We start from the raw sequence: 25,173 nt of genomic DNA, 5'->3' as shown, positions 1-25,173 counted from the left end.
TGCGGAATATCGACCGCTAACTATTATTAGTTCAACTTATTTAGCTTTCATAATAAACAAAAAACCCGCTTCTGCTTTTAAGCAGAAGCGGGTTTCTAATATTCTCTTACGGCTGGGTATTTTCTTCAGCTGCTGGAGTCTCTGCAGGAGGGGTCCCTGCAGGTGGAGTTTTAGCAGAAGGAGTTTCAGTTGGGACTGAAGCGGGATTTGCTCCACCTTCACTATTGCCTTCGCCTCCATTGCCATTACTATTGCTATTACCATTACCGCTGTTGCCATTGCCTTCATCTTCAGCTGGCTGTTCCGGTTCAACCGGTTCTTCAGCCGGTTCTTCTGGTTCAACCGGTTCTTCCGGTTCAACCGGTTCTTCGGCAGGTTCTTCCGGTTCAACCGGTTCTTCGGCCGGCTGTTCCGGTTCAACTGGTTCAGTTGGCTCTTCAGTCGGTTCTTCAGCTGGCTCTTCGGCAGGTTCTTCTTTCGGTTCTTCGGCCGGCTCTTCTGGTTCCTCAGCCGGTTCTTCTTCCGGCTCTTCAGGAGCTGCAGCTACCGATACTCTAACGGAAGCCGGGTCGCTCGCATCGTTATTGCTGACTGCAGTTACTCGGAACGTATAGGTTTTTCCTTCTTCAAGGCCATTAAATGAGTAACTCATATTGCTTGTCGTGTCCAGAGTAGTATTGTTGCCATCTACTTCGACAGTCACTTTAAAAGCGACACCGTCAGTATCATCATAATTCCAAGATAGGTTAGCTGTATTGCCATCAACGCTTGCACGCAAGCCTGATGGAGTGTCCAAGTCTTCTTTAACATATCTTTGTGATACTTGGTTTGGTTCTGTGCCGCGCACGAATAATTCCGTGCTTCTTAAGCTGTAAGGAGTATAAGCACTTGCCAGTTTAAGAGGGGAACTTCCTTCTTCAACTTCAAGTTCTACAACAGAATCCGGTTTTTCAAACTCACCAGATCCTGATGAAATTTCAGACATAACGGTTTTGAAAACGCGCTGCGAAAGCAGGCGTTCATCAGAAGCGGTATCGATGCCGACTTTTCTTGTCGGATATCCGCTCCAAACAGAAATTGAGTATTCGGGTGTATAACCAGCAAACCAAATATCCGGTGCGGAAGAGGAATCGAGATTATTGTCTCTAAGTTCATCTTCCGAATAGTTTGATGTTCCGGTTTTACCGGCAAGATCCAAGCCGCTGATGGCCGCTTCCTTGCCTGTTGATCCGCGCAAATTCGGATCTACAACATCTCGTAGCATATCCGTGACCATATACGCAGTGCTGTCTTTCATTGCAGGAACGGATTCCGGTTTAACGACTTGTTCTGTTGTGCCATCACGGAAAACGATTTTTGTGATAGTGTGCGGTTCTGTGAAAACACCGCCATTGCCGAATGCTGCAAAAGCGCCAGCCATTTCGACAGTTGATATATCTTCCGAGTTCAATGCAGTGGACTCATAAATACCATCAATATCTAACCCCAATTTTTGAGTGAATTCAGCTGCATTTTCAGTTCCAACTTCTTGGAGCGTTTTGACTGCCGGTATGTTCCGTGAACGGTATAATGCTTCCCGAATTGTCATCGGTCCAAGAAAATCTCCGTCGACGTTGCGGATTTTCTGGCCGCTTTCATAAGAGTATGGCTCATCTACAATCGTTTCGCCTGTAGACCAATCCAAATATTCAATCGCCGGGCCGTAATCGATCAGCGGCTTAATAGTAGAACCTACTGCCCGGTCTTTCGCTATCGCGTAATTTCTGCGGACATCGCCGCTGTAATCTCTGCCAGCACCAACTGCACGGATGCCGCCAGTTTTTGTATCGACGACTGTCAATGCGGACTGTACTTTATCATCAAAAAATAAATCAGAAGCCATTGTTTCATTTACTGTTTTTTGTACAGCAGGATCAAGCGTTGTATAGATGGTCAGGCCTTCATCTAATGAATAACCGCCTTCAAGAGACTCAAGTTCATCTTCGACCATTTCCATGAATGCCAAATACTCGCCAGTATCTGCTGCAACTTTGCGCTGGTCTTCCGGCACAAGTGAATCCGTTACAGATGCCGCTTGGGCTTCTTCTTTTTCAGCAGTGGTAATTTTTCCATGCTGTTCCATAAGGCTTAAAACCACGTTGCGTCTTTTTTCAGCACGTTCAGGGTTTTTGAACGGGTTGTAGCCATTCGGGCTTTGTGGCATACCTGCTAATAATGCAGCTTCATGCAATTCAAGTTCGCTGAGCGGTTTTCCGTAAAAGTGCTCAGAAGCGGTGCCAAAACCGTAAATGTTACCTGACATGAGGATTTTATTGAAATACATTTCGAAGATTTCTTCTTTTGAATAAGCTTTTTCAAGCTTGAAAGCAAGATAAGCTTCTTGAGCTTTCCGTTTCAAGGTTTTGTCGTTTGACAAGAAAGAGTTTTTAATCACTTGCTGAGTGATTGTACTTGCACCCTGAGATCCGAAACCTCCGGTAATGTTGGCAATAACAGCACCGCCAAGGCGGATGACGTCAATGCCAGAGTGGTCATAAAACCGGTTATCTTCCGTAGCAAGAATGGCATCTTCCATCATTTTCGGAATATCTTTATATTCCACATAAGTCCGGTTTTCGGACGTTATATAGGGAATTTCGGTTTCTCCATCTGCTGCAATGAAAGTAGGGCTAATGGGGTCACGCAATAATTCTTCGTCGAGTTCAGGTGCACTGCTTGCATAAAATGCAAACAAGCCGATGCCGCAAAGCAACCCGAATACTCCTACTAACAAAAGTGTCAAAAAGATGCGCTTGATCCAGCCGCCGCCTAATGGTTTTTTGTTTTGCTTTTTACCTGTTTTCTTCTGCTGTTCGATTGCTTTTCTGCGCTGTTCGCGCGAAAGGGGTTTTTCACTCACAAACTGTTCCTCACTTTCGTAAATACTTTCATTTTAAAGATTTTGCAGGGCGGGCAAATAATCAATGCGCGGAAAAGCTCCCGGCATTATTTCAACTGCTGTCCCCTCGATTTCCTCTAACGCTATCGATTTCCGGCCCCCGGTGAGCATCCGGTTCCAAAACACTTCGAGTGCTTCAAAACGCATGATAAAATACCGCTGAAGGGAAGAAAAACGGATGATCAGAAACGCCAATCCTTGATGCTTGACCACTTGGGACATGTGATAAATTTGGTGGTCATGTATGTTTTTCAGTGGAAAAGATGTTTTGTTCTCCGTTTCTTTAGCTTCAAAATCGACATATCTTCCATTCCATACTCCGTTATAGTCAGTGGTCGACGGAGTTCTGAAATAAGCTTCGCGAATAACAGCGGCGCTTCTTGAAGGATATTCAACTTTAACGACTTGGACAGGGACCGGTTTTTTGTGGATAACTGCAAGACCTAATTGCAGATAATAATCATTGGTTTCGTTCAATTCGTCCTCAAGTGTTTTACCCCGATTACTAAAAGAAAAATCTTTTTTCTTCTTTTTTACGGTTTTTTCTTTTGGAGGGACGAACTTTTTGCCATTTGGATAATTTATTGCCATCTGTGATACACCTCGCTTACCTTATCATATCACATAGCATTTAGACGATGAATAAGTCTAAAGGTTTCAAATTTGCTAGTCTTATAATATCGGATTCGAAGGTTAATTCCAAATGAAAAGAATGCCTGTTCGACAAAAACAAACTTTCGTTAGAAAAGGGGAAGCTTCTTCCTATTTCATTAATAGCTCAATGAAGGCTTCAACAACCAGTTGGACCACCGCTATCTGCCAATGGATTAATATTCGTACCGTTTTCGCTTCTATGATAAACTAATGGCAATGGAGGGACGCAATATGACAGTTAGAGAACTCTCTTCCGTATTATATGACGAATGCGGAAAATGCCTGGACCGTTTTTACGATATGCGTGAGCGGGATGCGGTTCCGGACTTTTATGAAGAAGTAAAACCATACGCAGATTATTGGCACCAAAAGATAAATGAATGGCAACGGGAATCCTTGTTGTACATTCAGCAAGAACGCCCTAAATATGTACACAAACCACAGATCGATAATGCCGCTGAAGGGATGGCGCAGTTTTTTGTGCAAAGCTTCTATAAAGAGACCAGCAAGAAGCGCTTTATCCAGACCATTCAAGCTGCACAGTATACGCTGCAAACTTTTATGCTGGCAATCGACGAAAAGAGCGAAGAAACATGATCAGAAGAAAAAAATTGCCTGAACTATTGAAAGAGTGGAAAACTGAACCGGATATGATGGAACGGATTGAGCATTGGCATACAGTCAAGGAAAAGCCGGCTGCATATGCAGACTTTCCGGCCGATATGCACGAAAGCCTGAAAACGGCACTCCGCAAAAAAGGCATCGACCAATTGTATACGCATCAGCGCCAGGCTTTCGATTTGGCAGTGAGCGGAAAATCATTTACTGCAGTTACTCCGACAGCATCCGGAAAATCTTATTGCTACCATTTGCCGGTGCTTCATAAAATCCTCAACGACCCCGGAGCCCGGGCTTTATATTTATTTCCAACAAAAGCATTGGCGCAGGATCAGAAAAGCGATCTGCATGATTTGATTGAAAAAACGGAGCAGGATATTTTATCGTACACATACGATGGCGATACTTCTCCGGCTATCCGGACGAAAGTGAGAAAAGCGGGACAGATTGTCATGACCAATCCCGATATGCTGCACTCAGCGATTTTGCCTCACCACACTAAATGGGTGTCACTTTTTGAAAATCTTCATTATATAGTAATAGATGAGCTCCATACTTATAAAGGCGTTTTTGGTACACATGTTGCCCATGTAATCCGGCGATTAAAGCGGATTTGTGAATTTTACGGCAGCAATCCGGTATTCATCTGTACATCAGCGACGATTGCCAATCCAAAAGAGCTTGCCGAGAATCTGACAAACACAGATCATGTTTTAATTGACCAAAACGGGGCGCCTTCCGGCAAAAAGCATATTGTCTTCTACAATCCGCCGATTATCCATCCGACATTCGGCGTAAGGAGAAGTGCGGTTTTGGAAGTCCGCGATTTGGCTACCCATCTGGTGAAACAAGGGATACAAACGATTGTTTTTGCCAAAAGCCGGGTACGGGTTGAAATGCTGGTCACTTATCTGCAAGCCATAACAAAAACCAAGCTGCAGGATGAATCGATTAAAGGCTACCGGGGAGGCTATTTGCCAACCGAACGGCGTGCTATTGAAAAAGGGCTGCGGGATGGGACGATCAAATGCGTGGTTTCGACCAATGCGCTCGAACTTGGCGTTGATATCGGCCAACTGCAGGCTTGCATCATGACGGGTTATCCCGGCAATATTGCGAGCGCTTGGCAGCAGGCGGGAAGAGCGGGAAGAAGGCAGGATGAATCACTTGTCGTTTATGTAGCGCAATCCACAGCGCTGGACCAGTATATTATCAATCATCCGGAATACTTGCTTGACCAGTCACCGGAAGAAGCGCGGATCCATCCGGAAAATATTATTATCCTGATGGATCATTTAAAATGCGCATCGTTTGAATTGCCGTTCAGAACGGATGACCAATACGGGGAATTTGAAGTGCAGGAATTGCTTGAGTATTTGCAGGAACAAGGCGTCCTGGTCCAAACCTCTGACCGCTGGCACTGGATGAGCGACCGTTTCCCGGCTCATGATATATCGCTGCGGTCAGCATCGCAGGAAAACGTCGTGATCATCGACCAGTCTGTTCCTGCCGACACGAGAGTCATCGGAGAAATGGACCGCTTCAGCGCCTTGACTTTATTGCATGAAGAAGCGATTTACCTCCATCAAGGCACTCAGTTCCAAGTCGAGATTTTGGACTGGGAAGAGAAAAAGGCTTATGTCCGCGAAGTGGACGTTGATTATTTTACCGATGCCAATCTGGCAATTGAGTTGAAAGTGATGAGTGAAGACAAAACCAAAAAATTGCATGATGCGGATGTTCAATACGGAGATATTGCCGTACTCGCCATGCCGACGATATTTAAGAAAATCCGTTTTGATACCCATGATAATATCGGCTCTGGACCGATTTCCTTGCCCGCTGAGGAATTGCATACTTCTTCGACATGGCTGAGCTTTGTCAAACCCGACGGCTTTAGCGATTCGGAATTATCGGATACCATGACCGGAGCAGCTTATGCCATTGAATCGTTCATCCCAATTTTTGTACAATGCGACCGCCGCGATGTGCATGTCGTGCCGCAAGTCAAATCGACCCATAACGACATGCCGTCATTTTTCATCCATGATTCTTATCCAGGCGGCATTGGCATCAGTGAACGGATATATGATTTATGGCAGCCGCTGTTGGATAAAGCACAAGAGCACGTATCAGAATGTCCATGCCTGGACGGCTGTCCATCATGCATCGGAGCCCAGGACGCGGCGATCAGCATGAAAAGCCATGTCATCAAGTTATTGAATGAGCTTCGCAAAGAGAGGTGAGCGGTCCATGTCTTTTGAAAATAAGCTTCTCCAGATGAAAGGCATGCTGAAAAAGCAGCCAGCCAAGAAACAGGCAGCGAGAGCGGTCGAACGCCCGCTGTACGAAAAGGAATGGCGTAAGATCGGACTAGAGCTGAAAGAAAATAAATTCGGTTTTGTCTACGAGAAAAAAATACATTACCCTCTTCATCAAATACATGGCAAAGTGCAATTAGATGAATTGAACCGGGTTTTGGCCGCGTGGGAACAGACGCCGTTTGAACACCCGTTCAAGCTGAAGCAAGGAGATCCGATTGTCTTTTTTGACACGGAAACGACCGGGCTCAGCGGAACTGGAGCTTATATTTTTCTGATTGGCTTGCTGGTCCAAAAAGAGGATCATTTTGAAATGACACAGTATATTATGCCGGATCCTTCGCACGAAGCGGCGTTTTTGTATGAGACCGGCTTGTGGCGTGACGAGGAACCGATCATTTTTTCCTATAACGGCAAAAGCTTTGACTGGCCGCAATTAACGTCCAGATGGACGATGCACCGCCAAGTATTGCCGAAGCTGCCGACTCCGCAGCAAATCGATTTGTTCCATGGCACAAAACGGATTTGGAAAAACGAATTGGCACGTATGAAACTAAGTACGATTGAAGAAGAAAAACTTGGTTTTATCCGAGAAGGGGATGTGCCGGGGTATTTGATTCCGCCGATTTATCTGGATGCTGTGAAAAGCGGATTTTCGGATGGCTTGGCAAAAGTTTTATACCACAACGAACTTGATATTTTGTCGCTTGTGTCTTTATACGTTTTGTCATCGGATTTGCTGATGCAAGATTTGATTTCTGAAACAAGTGGCGCTTATACAAATATTGGGAAATGGTACGCAGATTTAAAGCAATTCGACCAAAGTGCCGCGTATCTGGAACATGTTACCCAACAACGCGGAAGTTCTGCGGCGTTTGCCAGGTTCTTGCTGGCTATCCAGAAAAAGCGAAACGGCCAGTACGAGGAAGCGGTGCAGCTGTTCAAAGAAGCAGCTCCTCATTTACGCGGAGCAGTTGAAGTGGAGGCATGGATTCACGCAGCTAAATTATATGAACACCAACTGAGTAATCTGGATCAGGCGATTATCATGGCAGGATTTGCGAAAGAGGCGAGCCAGCACACAAAAGTCCGGAATTCCCTTATCCAGGATATCGACAAAAGGTTATTGCGCCTGGAAGGAAAAAAGCGAAAAAAACGGTCTGAAGTTGCCCGGAACTAAACACGGAAAACTGGCCTTATGCTATACTTAGCGTAAGGCAGTTTTTTTAAATCCTGTATTAAAGGGCAGTAAGAACTGCTCGAACAAGTTCGAATGGTTCAGCGAGCAATGAACAGGGCAGGGATTCCTCACTAATTGCAGTTTCACCTTATGGAAGGACGATAAAAATGGACAATAAATTCACAGCAAAAGACATTTTAGAAAAAGATTTTAAAACTGGGATGCGCGGCTATAATCAAGACGAAGTAGACCATTTTTTAGATGAAATTATTCAAGACTACGAGATTTTTTCGAAAAAAATCGAACAGCTTCAAAACGAGAACAAACGCCTGCGTGCAGAACTGGAAGAAGCGCCGAGAAGACAGGCCGCTCCGGCTCCGGGGACAACGAATTTTGATATTTTGCGCCGGTTGTCTCATCTTGAAAACCACGTATTCGGCAATAAATTGAACAACAAGTAAATTCCATTGAATTATTCAACGAAATAACGTATACTTGTTAAGCCATTGGAAATTCTGGCAATCGCTCCGGTATTTTACCGGAGAGGAAAGTCCATGCTCACACGGACCTGCGATGGCCGTAGTGATCGCGCTTAGCGAAACAATAAGCTAAGGCAGCTGCTTTTGCAGTTGACGGCGGGTAGAACGCCTAAGTCTTCGGATATGGCCGAAATACCCTGAAGGTGCCACAGTGACGGAGCTGCATAAGAAATTATGCAGGTGGAACGAGGTAAACCCCGCGAGTGAGAAACCCAAATTATGGTAGGGGCACTTTTCTGAAGGAAATGAACCGATGAAGAGGCAAGCTTTAGGCATGCAGATAGATGGTTGCCGTCCACTAGTACAAGGTGCAAGCCGTTTGAGTACGTGGAAACAAAACATGGCTTATAGAATTTCTTTTGGCTTTAAATTATTATCAAAGGCTCTCCTTTAGGGGGGCTTTTCTACTTATTACAGAAAATATACTTAACTTTCCTAAAAAGGATAAATAATATATATTGAATTATTCATATATATCTGCTGATATTCCGCAAAAAAACTGCGAAGACATTGGCCGAGGTCTGTGAGGCCAAGTCTTTGCGACGAAGCGCACAGCGCTGCAACGCACTTTCATGTTTCGAAGCTAGCGTAGCGATGCAGAAACAGGAGCATATGTTTTAGCCGCTGGCGTCTTCGCTGCTTTGCTCCATATCTATATAAGCAATCATTAAAAAGCTATTTCAATGATTCTCTCTTTTCTAAAAAACTTATCCAGTGAAGGCGCGTCCACGGGCTAGGCAAGGAAATGAACCAAAGGTAGTTTGGGGCATTTCCTTTGCGACGAAGCTAGCGCAGCGATGCAGGAGCAGGAGGTTTTTAGCGATGAGACGAGTGTTCTTCTCGGCTCATGGCGGGAGCCTTGCCCAAAGCGGCCGAAGCGATGTATGAAAAGGAATAATCCTTTATTAATAATTATGTAAACAAAAATTAGAAATAACCTGCAACAGGAAAGGAAGTAGTTATGAGTAAGTTTAAACTGTTAGCAACTGCTGCAATGGGTCTTGAATCGATTGTAGCGGACGAAGTAAAAGAACTGGGATACCAGACACAAACAGAGAACGGCAAGGTCTTTTTTGAAGGAGACGAACGGGATATCGCAAAAGCGAATCTATGGCTGCGCACTGCAGACCGCGTAAAAATCATTGCCGGTGAATTTAATGCTTATTCGTTTGATGAATTATTCGAACGCACTAAAGAAATTGAATGGGAAAAATTTCTTCCGGTCGATGCGAATTTTCCAGTCCAAGGAAAATCGGTTAAATCGAAGCTTTACAGCGTGCCGGATTGCCAGTCGATTGTGAAAAAAGCAATTGTGGAACGATTGAAAAAAGCTTATAAACGAAACTCGTTCTTAGATGAATCTGGAGCCCGTTTTAAAATTGAAGTCTCCATTTTAAAAGATAAAGTCCAATTGTCGATCGACACAAGCGGAGCTGGCCTGCATAAGCGCGGATACCGCTTAGACCAAGGGGAAGCACCGTTGAAAGAAACGTTGGCGGCAGCTTTAGTGAAGCTTTCAAGATGGACACCGGACCGTCCGTTTGTAGATCCTTTCTGTGGATCCGGGACGATTGTCATTGAAGCAGCGATGATCGGCCAAAATATTGCACCTGGCTATAACCGCGATTTTGACAGTGAAGAATGGCCATGGATGAAACAGCAAATCTGGGATGATGTCCGTGCAGAAGCGGAGGAATTGGCGAATTACGACCAACCGCTGAATATCCTCGGCACCGATATCGATCATCGGATGATCAAAGTAGCGGAAGAAAATGCCCGGGAAGCGGGATTCGCCGATATCATTCAATTCCAGCAGCGCCAAGTGAGAGACTTTGTGACGCATGAAGAAAATGGCGTTGTTGTCGGGAACCCGCCGTACGGAGAGCGGATTGGTGAAGTAGAAGTGATTGAACAGATGATCAGTGATATGGGCCAGATCTTTTCCAAACACCCGACCTGGTCGATTTACATCTTGTCATCGATGGAAAAATTCGAGACGCATTACGGCCAGCCAGCAACTAAAAAACGAAAATTATTCAATGGTTTTATTCGCACAGATTTGTTCCAATTCTGGGGAGAACGGCCAAAAAATAAATGACTCGAGAACGGAAGGGCCGGAGCTCTTCCGTTTCTCTGTGAGGAGAACTTATGAGACAGCCTATACCATTTCCATTAAGTAAAGATAAAACATTTTTTGAATCGCTCAACGATTGGATCGGTGACGTGTTTTACGACGAGTTGCCGGAAAAAGGCTTTGATTTGCGTGATGAACAAATCTTTATGGCATTCCAGATTGAACAGGCATTAAAAGAAAAATCGGTGCTTTTCGCTGAAGCTGGAGTCGGCACCGGGAAAACCTTGGCTTATTTGCTGCCTGCGATTGCTTACGCCCGCTATACCGGCAAACCGGCATTGATTTCCTGTGCGGATGAAACGCTGATTGAACAGCTTGTGAAAAAAGGCGGGGATATCGACCGGTTGAACGATTTGTTCGATTTAAAACTGGATGTCCGCCTGGCAAAATCACGCGATCAATATCTTTGCCTGCAGCGGTTTGAAGGTGCGCAAAAACGCAGCGACGCTGATTTTTTGTACGATATTGAAGACAGCCTTCCTGAATTCGTCAACAAAACTTTTTCGATGCAGAATACTTATCCTTACGGGGAACGCTCGAGTTACCCCGATGTGACGGATGAAGAATGGCAGCAAGTCAATTACCATCCTATCCAAAATTGCCAGGCTTGCGAACTCCGCAATAAATGCGGCCAGACCATCCACCGCAACCATTACCGCCAAGCGACCGACCTGGTAATCTGCTCGCACGATTTCCTGATGGAGCATATCTGGACAAAAGAAACACGCACGCGTGAAGGGCAGACGCCGCTGTTGCCGGATTATTCTTTGGTAGTTCTTGATGAAGGGCATTTGCTGGAATTCGCCGCTCAACGGGCGTTGACTTATGAAGTACAGGAAATGACGCTTTTGAATGTCACGGAACGCGTCATGGTTGATGGAGTAAGAGAAAAAACCTTGAGATTGATTGAACAAACGATTGATTTGCACAATGACTTTTTCCGCGAACTGCGCAAAAATACCATCACAAGCCATGAAGACCGCAAAGGAATCCGAAAGACCGCCGAATTATTGGGGCTGGGCCGTGAGCTGGTCGACACGATCAACGAGCTGCTGGAGGAATTTGTGTTCGAAGGAGAACTTTATACCATCCCGGAATACGATTTAAAGCTGGCGGAAGAATATTTCGAACTTTATACGTTTTCGATGAAATTGTTTATTGAAGAAGGCGATGCCATCAACTGGCTTGAAGTGAAAGATGAAATCGAGACATTGGTCATTATGCCGCGTCTCGTTACGGATATTCTGGATGAAAAATTCTTTGATGGCAAAGTGCCGATCATTTTTTCTTCCGCAACATTGTCCATTCAAAAAGATTTTACGTATATTGCGGACAGCTTAGGAATAGATGATTTCCAATCATTTTCAGTGCCGTCTCCATTTGATTATGAAGACGTCATGAAAGTATTCAAACATCCTTTGAAGCAGACCGATAAGTTCGGCCGCGTCTATGATTTATTTTCAACAGGCGACCAGACGCTTGTCTTGTTCAAATCAAAAATGGATATGGACAATTTTAAGCGTTCATTGCCGCTTGACCATCAATACCGCATTGAATTCGAAGGTGACCGGGAACTATCGACAGTTGTGAAAGAATTCCAGGAAGGCAAATTCCAAGTGCTGTGTTCGTATCACCTGTGGGAAGGCCTTGATTTACCTGGCGAAGCGTTGACGAAAGTCATCATTGTCGACTTGCCGTTCCCGCCGCAGGATCCTGTTTTCGAAGCGAAACGCAAATTCAGCACCAATCCGCTTGAGGAAATTGATTTGCCGTTTATGCAGCTGCGCATTCAGCAAGGCATCGGCCGATTGATCCGTACTTCGAACGATTATGGAGAAATTCATTTATTGTTGAATGAGGAAGAATTGGTCGTCGAGCATTTGTGGAATCAGATTTTGCCGGTTCCTGCAGAAAATTTTTAATCCTTCTAAAGTCTTGTGTTACAATGGGCTTAAAGTCTGTTTTGGAGGGATTTAGATGACGCTCGAACAACAATTTGTGGAACATGCAGGAAAAATGCGTGCTTATCAGGAAGCCCTTGCGTTATTGTATTGGGATCTTCGCACCGGCGCACCGAAAAAAGGCGTCGATCTGCGTTCAGAGACAATCGGAACTTTATCGTCTGAATTATTTGCGCTGTCGACTTCAGACGCTTTCGGCGAACTGCTTTCTGCATTGGAAGCGGAAAAAGATGGGTTAGTTCCCGTGATGCGCCGTTCCGTGGAAGAATCACGAAAAGAGTATGACTTAAGCAAAAAGATTCCGCCTGAAGAATACAGGGAATTTGTTGTTTTGCAGTCCAAAGCGGAATCTGTATGGGAAGATGCAAAAGCTGCCGGTGATTTTTCCATGTTCGAGCCTTACTTGGAGAAGTTGGTTGCGACCACGAAAAAAATGATCGGTTATTGGGGCGAGAAAAACGGCAGCGCTTATAACACATTGCTTGATCAATACGAGCCAGGCATGACGACGGAAATCCTGGACAAAGTTTTTGGTGAACTGCGTGAACGCATTATTGCGCTTGTCCAAAAAATTGCCGATTCCGAACACAAGCCCCAAACCGGTTTTCTTTTCGGCCATTTTCCGAAAGAAGCACAGCGGGACTTCAGCTATGAAATCCTTGGCCAATTAGGCTATGATTTCGAAGCCGGCCGACTTGATGAAACGGTTCATCCGTTCATGACCAATATCAACCGGAAAGATATCCGGGTGACGACGAAATACGATGAAAAAGATTTCCGCACCGCCGTATTCGGTACGATCCATGAATGCGGGCATGCTTTATACGAACAGAACCTCGGGGAAGAATTGTCTGGGCTGCCGGTGGAAACCGGTGCTTCAATGGGCATTCATGAATCTCAATCGCTGTTTTTCGAGAACTTTGTCGGACGCAACGATAAGTTCTGGAATAAAAATTTTGAGCTTTTAAAACAATACGCACCGGAGCAGTTCAAGGGCATTGAAGTTGCTGATTACTGGCGCGCCATCAATGAATCCAAGCCATCGCTGATTCGCATCGAAGCGGATGAATTGACGTATGCCCTTCATATCATGATCCGCTATGAGCTGGAAAAAGGGCTGTTTAACGGAAACGTGGAAGTTAAAGATCTGCCGCGGCTGTGGAACGATAAATACGAAGAGTATTTGGGGATCCGCCCGTCGAATGACGCGGAAGGCGTTTTGCAGGACGTTCACTGGGCAGGCGCAAGTTTCGGTTATTTCCCTTCGTATGCACTCGGCTATATTTATGCGGCGCAATTCAAAAACGCCATGCTAAAGGATTTACCGGATTATGATGAGTTGCTGGAAAGCGGTGATGTTACACCGATCCGTGAATGGCTGACTGAAAACGTCCACCAGCACGGAGCTGTTAAGAAACCGCTCGAAATTTTGCAGGATGCAACCGGAGAAGGCCTGAATGCGGAGCATCTGGCCAGCTACCTGGAGCAGAAGTGCACGAAAATCTATCAGCTGAATTAAACATCGAACGGCTTTAAAAGCGGCATGCTTTTAAAGCCGTTTTTTTATTGTCTATTTATAAGAAATTTTATGCGTGGCAAGGTTATGCTCAACTTCAATAGTATTATGCCCAAGTGTGATTGCTTTATGCCCAACTTTACTCAATATATGCCCAACTCAGCATCGTTTATGCCCAACCGGCTCAAAACGAGGAAAATGGATAACCATTATTCAATTTCATGCCAATTTATTAACAATTTTGATTATAATAAAGAGAGGAGGGGATTTTCCATGTTGAAGTCATTTAGTTTAGAAGGCAAAACGGCTATCGTGACCGGTGCCGGTAAAGGAATTGGCAAGGCGATCGCATTAGCGGTGGCGGAAGCGGGAGCAAATTTGATGCTGGTCGCACGCACAGAATCGGATCTCGTGGCGGTGCAAAAAGAAATCGGCAACGGCCGGACTGCTTATACCGTTGCAGATATAACAGTACGGGAAGAAATTGAAAACGCCGTGGAAAAGACAATTGAACAATTCGGCGCCATTGATGTCCTCGTCAATAATGCAGGCATGAACATCCGCTCATCCTTGGCAGATGCAAGCGACGATGAATGGCATAAGATCATGGATACCAATGCCCATAGCGTGTTTATGTTCTCGCAGGAAGCCGTTAAGAAAATGAAAGGCGGCGGTTCCATCATCAACATCAGTTCTGTAGGCGGGGAGCGTGCGCTGAAAACGGGCGTTATTTATGCAGCTTCAAAAGCGGCCATCATTCAAATGACCAAAGTGATGGCTATGGAATGGGGTCCACAAAATATCCGGGTCAACGCGATTGGGCCTTGGTATTTTAAAACGCCGTTAACCGAGAAGTTATTAAGCGATCAGGATTATTTGGATTCGATTCTTGCAGTGACACCAATGAAACGGGTCGGGGAATTGCCTGAAGTAGCAACCCCTGTGGTATTCCTGGCTTCAGAGGCAGCGAGCTACATAACCGGCCAAACCTTGTTTGTGGACGGTGGGATGACCATTCACGGTTTTTCATAAGGTCCGGGCATCAATCTCATGACTGTTATTAAATCCTTTTCTTAAACGAAAAGGATTTTTTTCGTTCACGTGCAAAAAATGATATGATAGTAGCAGTATTTGATGAAGGAGTTTTGCAACATGACAGTGCTAGAGCATAAAGAAGGTTTAATCGAGACGGCAAGACTGTATCATATATTCGAGGAAAATGAAGACACAGAGCGCGCGGCAAAAGCCGAATTATTTGCCAAAAAGATCTTAAAAAATAATTTCATCATCGGATTCGCCGGCCATTTCTCATCGGGGAAATCATCGATGATCAATGCGCTGACCGGAGAGACGCTGTTGCCGTCTAGCCCGATTCCAACCAGTGCCAATATCGTCAATGTGCACAAAGCCGACGCCGATTTCGCCATCGTCAATCTGAAAAACGAAAAACCGGTATACTTTCCTGAGAACTATGATTTTGAAGCAGTGAAAGCCTTCTGCAAAAGCGGGGAAGTCACCCAGATCGACATCGGACATGAAGATTCCGTCTTGCCTGAAGGCATTACCGTAATGGATACACCGGGTGTCGATTCCACCGATGATGCCCACCGGATGTCAACCGAATCGGCGCTTCATGTCGCAGATATGGTGTTTTATGTCATGGACTACAACCATGTGCAGTCCGAGTTGAACTTCAATTTCACGAAAGAACTGCAAAAATATACGGATTTATACTTGATTGTCAATCAAATCGACAAACACCAAAGCAGTGAACTGACTTTTTCAGAATTCACCCAATCGGTTCATGACTCATTTGCAGCATGGGGCGTTGTGCCGAAAGGAATCTTTTTCACTTCCTTAAAGGACTTTGCCTATCCTGGAAATGATTTTGAACAAGTAAAAGCTCTGGTATCGTCTGTTATGGAAGGCTGGCAAGGCCATGTTGGAATTGCTGCTGAATCTGCTTTGCAGCAATTAAAAGATGAGCATGTTCAGTTTTTAGAAGATGAAAAAAATGAACGGCTCCAGGCTTTTTCCTCGGTCCTTACGGAAGAAGAATGGCAGATGCGGGATGACTTGAAAAAAGAAAGCGAATCGGTTTCCCGCCGGTTATCCGTTATGGATTATGAAGACTGGAAATTGAATTTCGAGAAAAGCCGCAAACAGCTTTTGGAAAACTCGAACATCATGCCGTATGAACTGCGCAATGCTTTGACCAATTATTTGGAATCGGTGCAGCCGAACTTCAAAGTCGGGCTGCTGTTCAGCGCCAAGAAAACACAAGAAGAACGTGAATTGCGGAAATTGGAAGTCCAAGACAGATTGTCATCAGTAGTGGCATCGCAAATCACTTCTCATCTTAAAAAACTGATGAAAACCTCATTAAAAGATGCAGGGCATTTAACAGATTCAGAATCGCTTGCGATTGATGACCTGGTTTTTGACGTGCCGTTTTCATTGGTCGAAGAGCAAGTTCCGCGCGGTGCTTCCATCACAGGAGACGCTGTGCTGAACTTTGCGAACAGCATTTCAACTGCTGTGCAGAGATGGTTTGTCCGGGAAACGGAAGCTTGGAAAAATGCGCAAGAAGAACAATTCAATGGGCTGTCAGATGATTTGAGCACGGAAATCGATATGAAAGCCGAACAATTAAACCAAAAAGTGCTGGCCATCAAAACTTTAGAAGAAATGGATGAACGCATCGATAAAGTAAAAAGGGCATTTTCAGCCATGCTTCCTAAACAAAAACAGGCAGCAGAAGAAAAAGTCCAGCAATGGCAAGAAAGCTTCCAAGTGAAAATCGAGGAAATGGTTAAATTTGATCCTTCCATGCTGGAAACAGAAACTATACTGCCAAACGAAGAAGCAGCTCAGCCCGAAAGCCATTCTCTTTCAGTATTCGATGAAGGGGCAGTCGTTGAACGGGCAAGCCGGACAGCCGAAACCATCAGCTCGATCAAAGGATTTACAGAAACGGCGGAGTACTTGAAACGAAAAGCAGGAAGACTCCAAAATCAGGAATTTACCATTGCGTTATTCGGAGCTTTCAGCGCTGGCAAATCGTCTTTCTCAAATGCTTTAATGGGAGAAACCGTGCTTCCGGTATCGCCGAATCCGACGACGGCAACCATCAACCGCATCCGCCCGGTTTCAAAAGACCACCCTCACGAAACGGCGGATGTCCGGCTGAAAACAGTGTCGCAAATGACGGAAGATGTGCAGAATTCCTTCCAGGCTCTCGGCATTGCAGTCAGTTCCTTGGAAGAGGCTTTCGATAAATCAGCTAACTTGCCGGTAAATGAAGCGACGGAGCAGCAAGTCCATAAATCTTTTATCACAGCATTCCGCAAAGGTTATCCAAGCTTTAAAGGAGAACTGGGCAAAACCATCCGAACAGATCGGGAAGAGTTTGGATTGTATGTAGCCAAAGAAGAGCGAAGCTGTTTTGTCGATGAAATCGATTTTTATTATGACTGTGATTTGACGCGCAGCGGCGTGACGCTTGTTGATACTCCGGGAGCGGATTCCATCAATGCGCGCCATACGAATGTCGCTTTTGAATACATCCGGAACGCAGATGCCATTCTATTTATCACTTATTACAACCATGCGTTTGCCCGTGCAGACCGTGAATTCCTGATTCAATTGGGGCGGGTTAAAGATGCGTTTGAAATGGACAAGATGTTCTTTATCGTCAACGCGATAGACTTGGCGAATAATGAACAGGAAAAAAATGAAGTCATTCAATACGTCCAGGATGAATTGCTTCGCTTTGGCATTCGTTTTCCGCGGCTTTACGGGGTTTCAAGTTTAATGGCTTTGCGTGACCGTGAAGTGTCCGGCATGCCGGAATTCGAAACGGCGTTCCAGCATTTTCTGAAAGACGAGTTAAAAGGAATGGCTGTCCAGTCATTGGCAGAAGAAGAGCAAAAAGCAATTGACCGGTTCCAAGGGTTGATTGCTCAAACCGAAAAAAATCTTATGCGCAAAGATGAGCGGCTTGAAGAGCTGAAACGGCTCGAACAGCAACTGCGTATCTTATTCAGTGCTTCACCGGCACGCATTTTATCGCAAGAAGCGCTGCAGGAATTGAACGAACTTTTGTATTACGTGAATCAGCGGGTTTTCTACCGTTTCAATGATTTTTTCAAAGAAGCGTTCAACCCTTCTGTGTTTTCAGGTAAATCAGCTCAGCAAGCTTTGGATACGGCATTGCAGGAAATGACGGAAATGACCGCATTTGATTTTCAACAAGAGCTGCGTGTCACCAATTTCCGGTTGGCCCAGTTTATTGAAAAGAAAATTGCAGCCCGCTTCAAAGATGACACGGCCAAGTTAAAAGACATGAACCCGGATTTTTCATTTACTCCTTACGAAGTGGAAGAAGTAGCGACTGTCGAAGTAGACCGGCCATTTGCCAATAAAGATTATTCATCTGTAAAAACGTATTATAAAAACAATCGAAGCTTTTTCGAGAAAAATGAAAAAGAAAAACTTCGTGACGCTTTGCAGGCTTTAATGGAGCCTGATGCGTTAAAATATTTAGAGAGAGAAAAAGTGAAGCTCGGGGAATGGGCAGACGCTTGGATTGACCAGGAAGCGGAAGGCTTGCGCCAGCACACTTTAAGGCAAGCAATCAATCAAATTGAGTCAGAGCGTACATTGCTGCAACAGCAAGAAATACTGGATAAGTGGAAAGAGTTGTTTTCTAATTTGTTAGCGGAAAGGGTGTAAGCAATGACAGTTTATATTAAAACGACGGACACCGAGAATTACAGATGGATTGACGCGAGATTTGAGCTCCACAATCCGGAAAGTGGACGGCAATTATATGCCGAAGAACATGTAAAAGGCGCGGTTTTTTGGGATTTGAATGACGACCTGTCGGATATGGCTTCTAATGCCGGCCGCCATCCCATGCCTTCCAAAGAACAGTTGGCCGAATTGATCCGCACTAGCGGTTTGACCCATGAAGATTCAATTGTCATTTATGACCAAGGCGGGACAGCTTATGCTCCCCGTGCTTGGTGGCTGCTGAAGTATGCGGGATTTGAAAAAGTCTACATCAGCAAAATCGGATTTGAAGCATTGAAAAAACAAGGCATTGAAGTTTCAAATGAAACGCCAAGCTACGCTCCAAGCAAGATTGATTTGACCTTCAACGATGCCATCTATGCCGATCAAGAGTATGTGAAAAAGGTCATCAACGGAGAAGAACTGGGGGTATTAGTAGATGCCCGCTCTGCAAAACGCTATGCGGGAATTGAAGAGCCTATTGATCCGGTGGCGGGAAGAGTTCCAGGTGCCCGGAATTTTGATTTGGAGCAGCTGGTCAAAAATAAACAATTTGTGGATGATGCTGATTTTTCATCGGTGCTGCAAAAAAATGAGCCTGCTGTTATTTATTGCGGCAGCGGTGTTTCAGCTGCCGGCCTTTATGCTGCACTCGCAGAAAAAGGTCATGAGTCGCTTCGCTTGTACACCGGCAGTTTTTCCGACTGGATCCGCAATGAAAGCAATGTCGTCGAGATTGACCGGGACGACCAGCCGGACCCGTCAGATGACGATTCCAAAGACATATTGGCGCGCTTGATCGAAGAAGGTTTTTCAGGGGAAATGCTGATGAAGAAATTTGAATATGAGAAATCCTTGACCGATAAAAAACAATGACAGACAGCAAAACACCACCTGCTCGAATGATGAGCAGGTGGTGTTTTTTTGTAGACAAACTTATTCGGTTATTTCGACAGGTTCTTTGTCAGACTCGATCGTTTCTTTGCGGCTCAGCAATACCGTTATGATTTGGTGGTTTTCCATTTCTTTTACGGTGATTGAGTGATTCGGCAATTCAACTTTTTCGCCTTCATGGATATCAATGTTTTTCAGCTGGACCCAGCCGCCGATTGTATCAATGTCTTCACTGTCTTCAAATGTAATGCCAAAACGTTCTTCAAGGTCAGACAATAGGACGCGTCCGTTTACTAAGTAATTATTTATGTCTACAGCTTTGATCTCATCGGGTTCGTCTTCATCAAATTCATCACGGATTTCCCCAACAATTTCTTCAAGAATGTCTTCCATTGTAATAACGCCAGAAGTTCCGCCGTATTCATCAATGACGATTGCCATATGGACACGTTCTTTTTGCATCGTTCTTAAAACGTCTTGAATTGGAGCAGCTTCCATAACGAAAGGGATATCATGGACAACAACACTTTCTTTCATGTCTTCGGTAATTGTATAGTTTGTCAGCATTTCTTTTACATTGACAAAGCCCTGAATATTGTCCTTATCCCCATTTTCTGTAACGGGATAACGGGTATATTCATGTTCGCGCACAATTTCCATCAAATCATCGTGGGTCATTTCAAGTGAAATGGATTCCATCTGTGTTCGGGGAATCATGATATCTTTTGCACAGCGTTCATCGAATGAAAAGATGTTCTGCATATACGCTAGTTCGGTTTGATTGATTTCACCGCTTTGATAGCTTTGAGTCATAATGATTTTCAGTTCTTCCTCGGAATGGGCCTGTTCATGGTCTGCCGGTTCAATGCCAAAGGCACGCAACAGCAGGCGGGCAGAACCGTTCATCAACCAGATAAACGGATTCATGATTTTTCCGAAAAGAATCAGTGGACCTGAAAAGAACAAAGCCATTTTCTCAGCATACTGAATGGCAAGCGTTTTTGGCGCCAATTCACCCAGTACGACATGGAAATAAGTGACGGCTACAAAAGCGATGGTAAACGAAAGGATGGAGGCAGTTGGATCTCCAATTCCAAAATTCTCAAAAACCGGATGCAACAGGCGCTCTACAGTTGGTTCACCGAGCCACCCAAGTCCTAGAGCTGTTACGGTGATGCCAAGCTGGCATGCCGATAAATAGTAATCGAGATGATCTGCAATCTTTTTCGTCTTCACTGCACTTTTACTGCCTTCTGAAATCAACTGATCGATGCGGGATGTCCGCACACGGATAATGGAAAATTCAGATCCGACAAACAAAGCGGTTAAAGCAATTAACAAAACTACCAAAAACAAATTCAATATGAGTATACTGTCCAATTGGTCCCTCCGGTTTGGAGGGTTCACCTCTGCTTTCAAAAAATGTATCTTAATTATATCATAAATTCTCATTATTTCGCGTCAGGAAGTTTCGGCATGAAATTTAATGGCTTGGAAATGGATAGTAGTTGTATAAGCCGGAACTTGGATTTATCATTATATTTAGAAAAGGAGTGACAGCATGAAGACGTTATGGCATGGAGGAGTAATTTATACGATGGCTGTGGAAGGCGAAACGGCGGAAGCGGTTTTGGTATCCAGCGGAAAAATAGAAAAAATAGGTACATACGAAGAACTGAAAGGCTCAGCAGACCAAGAAGTGAATCTGGAAGGAAAAGTAATTTATCCTGGATTTGTCGATAGCCATATGCACATGATTGGACATGGCGAAAAACTGCTGCGGGTCGACTTGTCCAAAATCGATTCTTCAGATGAAATGAAAAATCAATTGATCCGTTCAACTGCCAATCTTGCAGAAGGCGATTGGTTTATCGGAGAAGGCTGGAATGAAAACAATTTTCCGGACCGCAAAATTTTTCACCGAACGGAACTGGATGAAATAAGCCGCTCACCGATGATGCTGAAGCGCGTTTGCCGCCATGCTGTATTGGCCAATTCAAGCGCTTTGGACCTTGCTGGCATTACGAAAGACACACCGGATCCGGAAGGAGGTGTCATTGTCCGCGATAATGACGGCGAACCGACTGGATATTTATTGGATGCTGCGCAGGACTTGGTGTCCGGCCAAATTCCAGAAGTCAGCATCAATTATTTAACGAATGCACTGAAAACTTCAGTTGAAGATTTATTGTCGCTCGGACTGACAGGAGCGCATACGGAAGATATGGGTTATTACGGCGATTATTCAAGGCCCTTGCAGGCTTTCAAGAACGTCATTGGTGGAGACATCAAATTCCGTGCACATTTGCTGCGCGCCCATAGTGTCTTTGAAAAAATGATTGAAAGTGCTGAATACGATGAACCGTTTATCGACCCAGGCGCCATGAAGATTTTTGCTGATGGCTCCATCGGCGGAAAAACGGCATTGCTCAGCAAACCTTATAACGACGATCCATCAACAAGCGGTGTCGCTATCCATTCCGATGAGGAATTAAAGCAGCTGGTTGCAATGGCACGCCGGCACGGTGAAGCCGTTGCTATCCATGTCATCGGCGATTTGGGGATGGAAAAGGCGCTGGATGCCATCGAAGCGCATCCTGTGCCGAAAGGCAAACGTGACCGGCTAATCCACGCCATGGTCGTTCGTGAAGACCTTGTTGAACGGATGCAAAAAATAGACGTGGCTTTGGATGTGCAGCCGAGTTTTACCACTTCCGATTTCCCTTGGGTCATTGAACGGCTCGGTGAAGAACGGATTAAGTGGGCTTACGCATGGAAGAGCTTGCTCGCTAAAGGGCTGATTTGTGCGGGGGGATCAGATGCGCCGATTGAGGAAGTAAATCCGCTTTTGGGCATTTATGCTGCCGTTACCCGGAGAAAGCCATATGAAACGCATGAAGGCTATATGCCACAGGAAAAATTGAGCCGTTTTGAAGCGATCCAACTTTATACGAGTGGAAGCGCTGCGGCCATTTGCAAAGAGCATGAGCGAGGCCGGATTGTTGAAGGCTTTGATGCCGACTTTTCAATTTATGACCGCGATTTATTCGAAGGGCCGCCGAAGCAGATTTTAGAAGCTCAAGTAGAAATGACGGTAGTTGCCGGAGAAGTCATGTATCAGAGGAACTGAAGTTGAATAATGCGGATGGGCAGACAGAATTGCTGCAGTCTCGACTGAAAAGGGGGGGTGCTGGGATGCCGGTTACACCAAATGACATTTTAGATAAGCTTGCAGATGCCGATCAGGCAGGGGTGAATATGAAGAGCCCGAAAGCCGTGGTGAATCATCTGCTCGCTCAAGGCGAAAAAGAATCGATCTTGTTTTTCTATAAACCGAACAGCTTGGAATTTGATTTTGATAAATTCACTGGAGCGGTTGAAGAAATGCAGAAACGCAAAAAGTGAAATGTCAAAAGACCCGGAGCCTGACAATGGCTTCGGGTCTTTGTTTGCCTAGTTATGCTTATTTTCCGCCAAGCAAATTGAATAATCTGCCTGCAACACTGCCTTCGCCTTGGGACCGTCCGGCAGGGTTTTGGGGAGCTGCAGCAAAGACGCGGCTTGCGAGCCGGCTGAAAGGCAATGATTGAATCCACACACTGCCAGGGCCGCGAAGTGTCGCGAAGAACAGGCCTTCACCGCCGAACAAAGCGGTTTTAACGCCGGAGACCATTTCGATATTATATTCGACATCGGCTGTCATGGCAACGAGACAGCCGGTATCGACACGCAGTACTTCTCCTTTTTGCAGGTTCTTGCGGTAAAGCGTTCCACCGGCATGGACAAAGGCCAAGCCGTCGCCTTCCAGCTTTTGCATGATGAATCCTTCGCCTCCGAAAAAGCCGGTGCCGAGTTTACGCTGGAATTCAATGCCGATGGATACGCCTTTAGCGGCTGCCAAGAAAGCATCTTTTTGGCAAATGACTTTTCCGCCGAGCATGCTCAAGTCCATCGGAATGATTTTGCCTGGGTACGGCGATGCGAAAGATACATGGCGCTTGCCAGTTCCTTGGTTGGTAAACGTCGTCATGAACAAACTTTCCCCCGTAATAACCCGCTTGCCGGCGCCCATTAACTTGCCCATGATGCCGGAACCGCCGCTCTTGGATCCATCCCCAAAAATGGTTTCCATCACAATGCCGTCTTCCATCATCATTAAAGCCCCTGCTTCAGCAATGACCGTTTCGTTCGGATCCAGTTCCACTTCAACAAACTGCATGTCATCTCCGTGTAATTTAAAATCAATTTCGTGGTTATTCATTTTGCTCCTCCTTGGCGTTTTAAATTTGCTATATAATGAATACGAGATGAGTATTGAGAAAGTTTCAACAATAAGCAGAAAACATAATTAGGCAAAGGAGTTGAAGCAATGGAAAATGATGCGTTAGCAACAGCGAAGCAGCTGGTTGCCCGGTTATTTCCGGATTGTGAAGCTGCATTATTGGCAGGCAGTATCGTAAGGGGAGAAGCGACCGAGACGTCGGATTTGGATTTAGTGGTATTCGATAATAATATTATGTCGTCTTATAGAGAGTCGTTAATGGAAAATGGCTGGCCTGTTGAAATTTTTGTTCATAATTTAACTTCTTATGAAGCATATTTTGATAGCGACTGTCAAAGGGGATGCCCTTCTTTGCCGAATATGGTAGCAGAAGGAGTGGTGCTAAAAGATAATGGAGTCATAGAGTCTATAAAACACGAAGCCCGGTTGTTGCTGCAAAAAGGCCCGGCGGAATGGAGTGCAAAAGAAGCAGAGCAAAAACGTTATTTTCTAACAGATGTGCTGGAAGACTTCTTAGGCTGCAGCAATCGTGCAGAAGAGCTGTTTATTGCCAATGCCTTAGCGGAACAGCTGAGTGAGTTTGAATTGAGGGTTAACCGACAATGGACCGGTTCTTCAAAATGGATGGTAAGGGCGCTGAGACGCTACGACGATGAATTCGCTGGACGTTTTATCGAAGCCTTTGACAGCTATTACCGGACTGCTGAAAAAGAAGAGGTTATCCAATTGACAGACGCTGTTCTGAATAAGCATGGCGGCAGACTATTTGATGGATTTACAATTGGAAAAGAAAGCAGGGAACAATGATGGACGCAGAATATATGATCAAACATTTAGGCATGGAGCCGCATCCGGAAGGCGGCTTCTACAAAAGGTCCTTCGAGTCGGAACAACTAATTTCTCCAGAGACGCATCCGGCTGAAAGGCTGCTTTATACAAGCATTTATTTCTTGTTGCGCTCCCATGATATTTCGCATCTGCATCGCTTGAAGTCTGACGAGCTCTGGTATTTCCATGCCGGCAGTGCGCTGTCAGTCCATATCATCGATAAAAGCGGCGATTATCGTGTGGAAAAGCTGGGACTGGATATCAAAAATGGCGAAAAACCGCAGGTACTGGTGCCAAGCGGCAGCATATTTGGCTCTTCAGTAGAAAAAGAACAGGCTTTTTCTTTGGTCGGCTGCATGGTGGCACCGGGCTTTGATTTTGCTGATTTTGAACTGTTCACTCAAGATGAGTTGCTCGCTCAATATCCCCAGCATGAACAAATCATTAAAAAAATGGCGTATGACAAACTTCCCGAGTGATTAAGCCGGTATCGGATCGTCAGCAAGAATGCTAA

18 protein-coding genes and 1 other RNA gene are annotated in these 25,173 nt (G+C 45.1%); 15 read left to right on the top strand and 4 right to left on the bottom strand.

All coding sequences use genetic code 11. The features are described 5' to 3' along the window. Positions 1 to 106 precede the first annotated feature (106 nt). A complete protein-coding gene (locus ACSFXN_RS10370; protein WP_437150044.1) occupies positions 107 to 2,899 on the bottom strand; it encodes a PBP1A family penicillin-binding protein in 2,793 nt (930 codons plus the stop codon). A 33-nt stretch (positions 2,900 to 2,932) separates the two neighbouring features. Continuing rightward, the gene (gene recU / locus ACSFXN_RS10365) at positions 2,933 to 3,529 is read right to left on the bottom strand and encodes a Holliday junction resolvase RecU (RefSeq protein WP_437150043.1); all 597 of its coding nucleotides are present in this window, start codon (positions 3,527 to 3,529) and stop codon (positions 2,933 to 2,935) included. A gap of 294 nt (positions 3,530 to 3,823) precedes the next feature. Here recU and ACSFXN_RS10360 point away from each other — a divergent pair, with 294 nt between their 5' ends. The 11 genes from ACSFXN_RS10360 (at position 3,824) to ACSFXN_RS10310 (ending at position 19,531) form a co-directional block, all read left to right on the top strand. After that, on the top strand, positions 3,824 to 4,189 hold the full coding sequence (locus ACSFXN_RS10360; protein WP_437150042.1) for a YppE family protein: 366 nt from the start codon (positions 3,824 to 3,826) through the stop codon (positions 4,187 to 4,189). Then, on the top strand, positions 4,186 to 6,456 hold the full coding sequence (locus ACSFXN_RS10355; RefSeq protein WP_437150041.1) for a DEAD/DEAH box helicase: 2,271 nt from the start codon (positions 4,186 to 4,188) through the stop codon (positions 6,454 to 6,456). The genes ACSFXN_RS10360 and ACSFXN_RS10355 overlap by 4 nt, the downstream gene beginning before the upstream one ends. Positions 6,457 to 6,463: 7 nt before the next feature. Continuing rightward, a complete protein-coding gene (locus tag ACSFXN_RS10350; RefSeq protein ID WP_437150039.1) occupies positions 6,464 to 7,711 on the top strand; it encodes a ribonuclease H-like domain-containing protein in 1,248 nt (415 codons plus the stop codon). A gap of 167 nt (positions 7,712 to 7,878) precedes the next feature. Then, positions 7,879 to 8,172, top strand: coding sequence for a cell division regulator GpsB (gene gpsB, locus ACSFXN_RS10345; protein ID WP_300989432.1), 294 nt, complete (start codon positions 7,879 to 7,881; stop codon positions 8,170 to 8,172). 49 nt (positions 8,173 to 8,221) lie between these two features. Further along, positions 8,222 to 8,603: RNase P RNA component class B (gene rnpB / locus ACSFXN_RS10340), an RNA gene on the top strand. A gap of 608 nt (positions 8,604 to 9,211) precedes the next feature. Beyond that, positions 9,212 to 10,348 (top strand): THUMP domain-containing class I SAM-dependent RNA methyltransferase, encoded by a 1,137-nt coding sequence (locus ACSFXN_RS10335; protein ID WP_437150037.1) that lies wholly within the window; start codon positions 9,212 to 9,214, stop codon positions 10,346 to 10,348. Positions 10,349 to 10,398: 50 nt separating this feature from the next. Next, complete coding sequence (locus ACSFXN_RS10330; RefSeq protein WP_437150036.1) at positions 10,399 to 12,306, top strand: ATP-dependent DNA helicase; 1,908 nt, start codon at positions 10,399 to 10,401, stop codon at positions 12,304 to 12,306. 55 nt (positions 12,307 to 12,361) lie between these two features. Continuing rightward, positions 12,362 to 13,864, top strand: a complete 1,503-nt coding sequence (locus tag ACSFXN_RS10325) for a carboxypeptidase M32 (protein WP_437150035.1) — start codon at positions 12,362 to 12,364, stop codon at positions 13,862 to 13,864. A 270-nt stretch (positions 13,865 to 14,134) separates the two neighbouring features. Next, on the top strand, positions 14,135 to 14,893 hold the full coding sequence (locus ACSFXN_RS10320; RefSeq protein ID WP_437150034.1) for an SDR family NAD(P)-dependent oxidoreductase: 759 nt from the start codon (positions 14,135 to 14,137) through the stop codon (positions 14,891 to 14,893). Between the two features lie 120 nt (positions 14,894 to 15,013). Beyond that, positions 15,014 to 18,595: a dynamin family protein gene (locus ACSFXN_RS10315; protein ID WP_437150032.1), complete on the top strand. Its 3,582-nt coding sequence runs from the start codon at positions 15,014 to 15,016 to the stop codon at positions 18,593 to 18,595. A gap of 3 nt (positions 18,596 to 18,598) precedes the next feature. Further along, a complete protein-coding gene (locus tag ACSFXN_RS10310; RefSeq protein ID WP_437150030.1) occupies positions 18,599 to 19,531 on the top strand; it encodes a sulfurtransferase in 933 nt (310 codons plus the stop codon). Positions 19,532 to 19,591: 60 nt separating this feature from the next. Here ACSFXN_RS10310 and ACSFXN_RS10305 read toward each other — a convergent pair whose 3' ends face one another. Next, the gene (locus ACSFXN_RS10305) at positions 19,592 to 20,929 is read right to left on the bottom strand and encodes a hemolysin family protein (protein ID WP_437150028.1); all 1,338 of its coding nucleotides are present in this window, start codon (positions 20,927 to 20,929) and stop codon (positions 19,592 to 19,594) included. 181 nt (positions 20,930 to 21,110) lie between these two features. Between ACSFXN_RS10305 and ACSFXN_RS10300 the strand changes: the two genes are divergently transcribed. Both ACSFXN_RS10300 and ACSFXN_RS10295 read left to right on the top strand, forming a co-directional pair. Continuing rightward, complete coding sequence (locus tag ACSFXN_RS10300; RefSeq protein ID WP_437150027.1) at positions 21,111 to 22,679, top strand: amidohydrolase; 1,569 nt, start codon at positions 21,111 to 21,113, stop codon at positions 22,677 to 22,679. A gap of 65 nt (positions 22,680 to 22,744) precedes the next feature. Next, positions 22,745 to 22,954, top strand: coding sequence for a hypothetical protein (locus ACSFXN_RS10295; protein ID WP_437150026.1), 210 nt, complete (start codon positions 22,745 to 22,747; stop codon positions 22,952 to 22,954). Positions 22,955 to 23,012: 58 nt separating this feature from the next. Here ACSFXN_RS10295 and ACSFXN_RS10290 read toward each other — a convergent pair whose 3' ends face one another. Then, a complete protein-coding gene (locus ACSFXN_RS10290) occupies positions 23,013 to 23,810 on the bottom strand; it encodes a TIGR00266 family protein (RefSeq protein WP_437150025.1) in 798 nt (265 codons plus the stop codon). 108 nt (positions 23,811 to 23,918) lie between these two features. Between ACSFXN_RS10290 and ACSFXN_RS10285 the strand changes: the two genes are divergently transcribed. Beyond that, on the top strand, positions 23,919 to 24,638 hold the full coding sequence (locus ACSFXN_RS10285; protein WP_437150024.1) for a nucleotidyltransferase domain-containing protein: 720 nt from the start codon (positions 23,919 to 23,921) through the stop codon (positions 24,636 to 24,638). Beyond that, positions 24,638 to 25,138, top strand: a complete 501-nt coding sequence (locus ACSFXN_RS10280) for a cupin domain-containing protein (RefSeq protein ID WP_437150023.1) — start codon at positions 24,638 to 24,640, stop codon at positions 25,136 to 25,138. The genes ACSFXN_RS10285 and ACSFXN_RS10280 overlap by 1 nt, the downstream gene beginning before the upstream one ends. Positions 25,139 to 25,173 lie beyond the last annotated feature (35 nt).

The sequence above is a fragment of the Planococcus sp. 1R117A genome (assembly GCF_051417975.1).
In the GTDB taxonomy this organism is placed as follows: Bacteria; Bacillota; Bacilli; order Bacillales_A; family Planococcaceae; genus Planococcus; species Planococcus shenhongbingii.
Note: the sequence above shows the minus strand (reverse complement) of the source record. Positions and strands in the feature narration are given on the sequence as shown.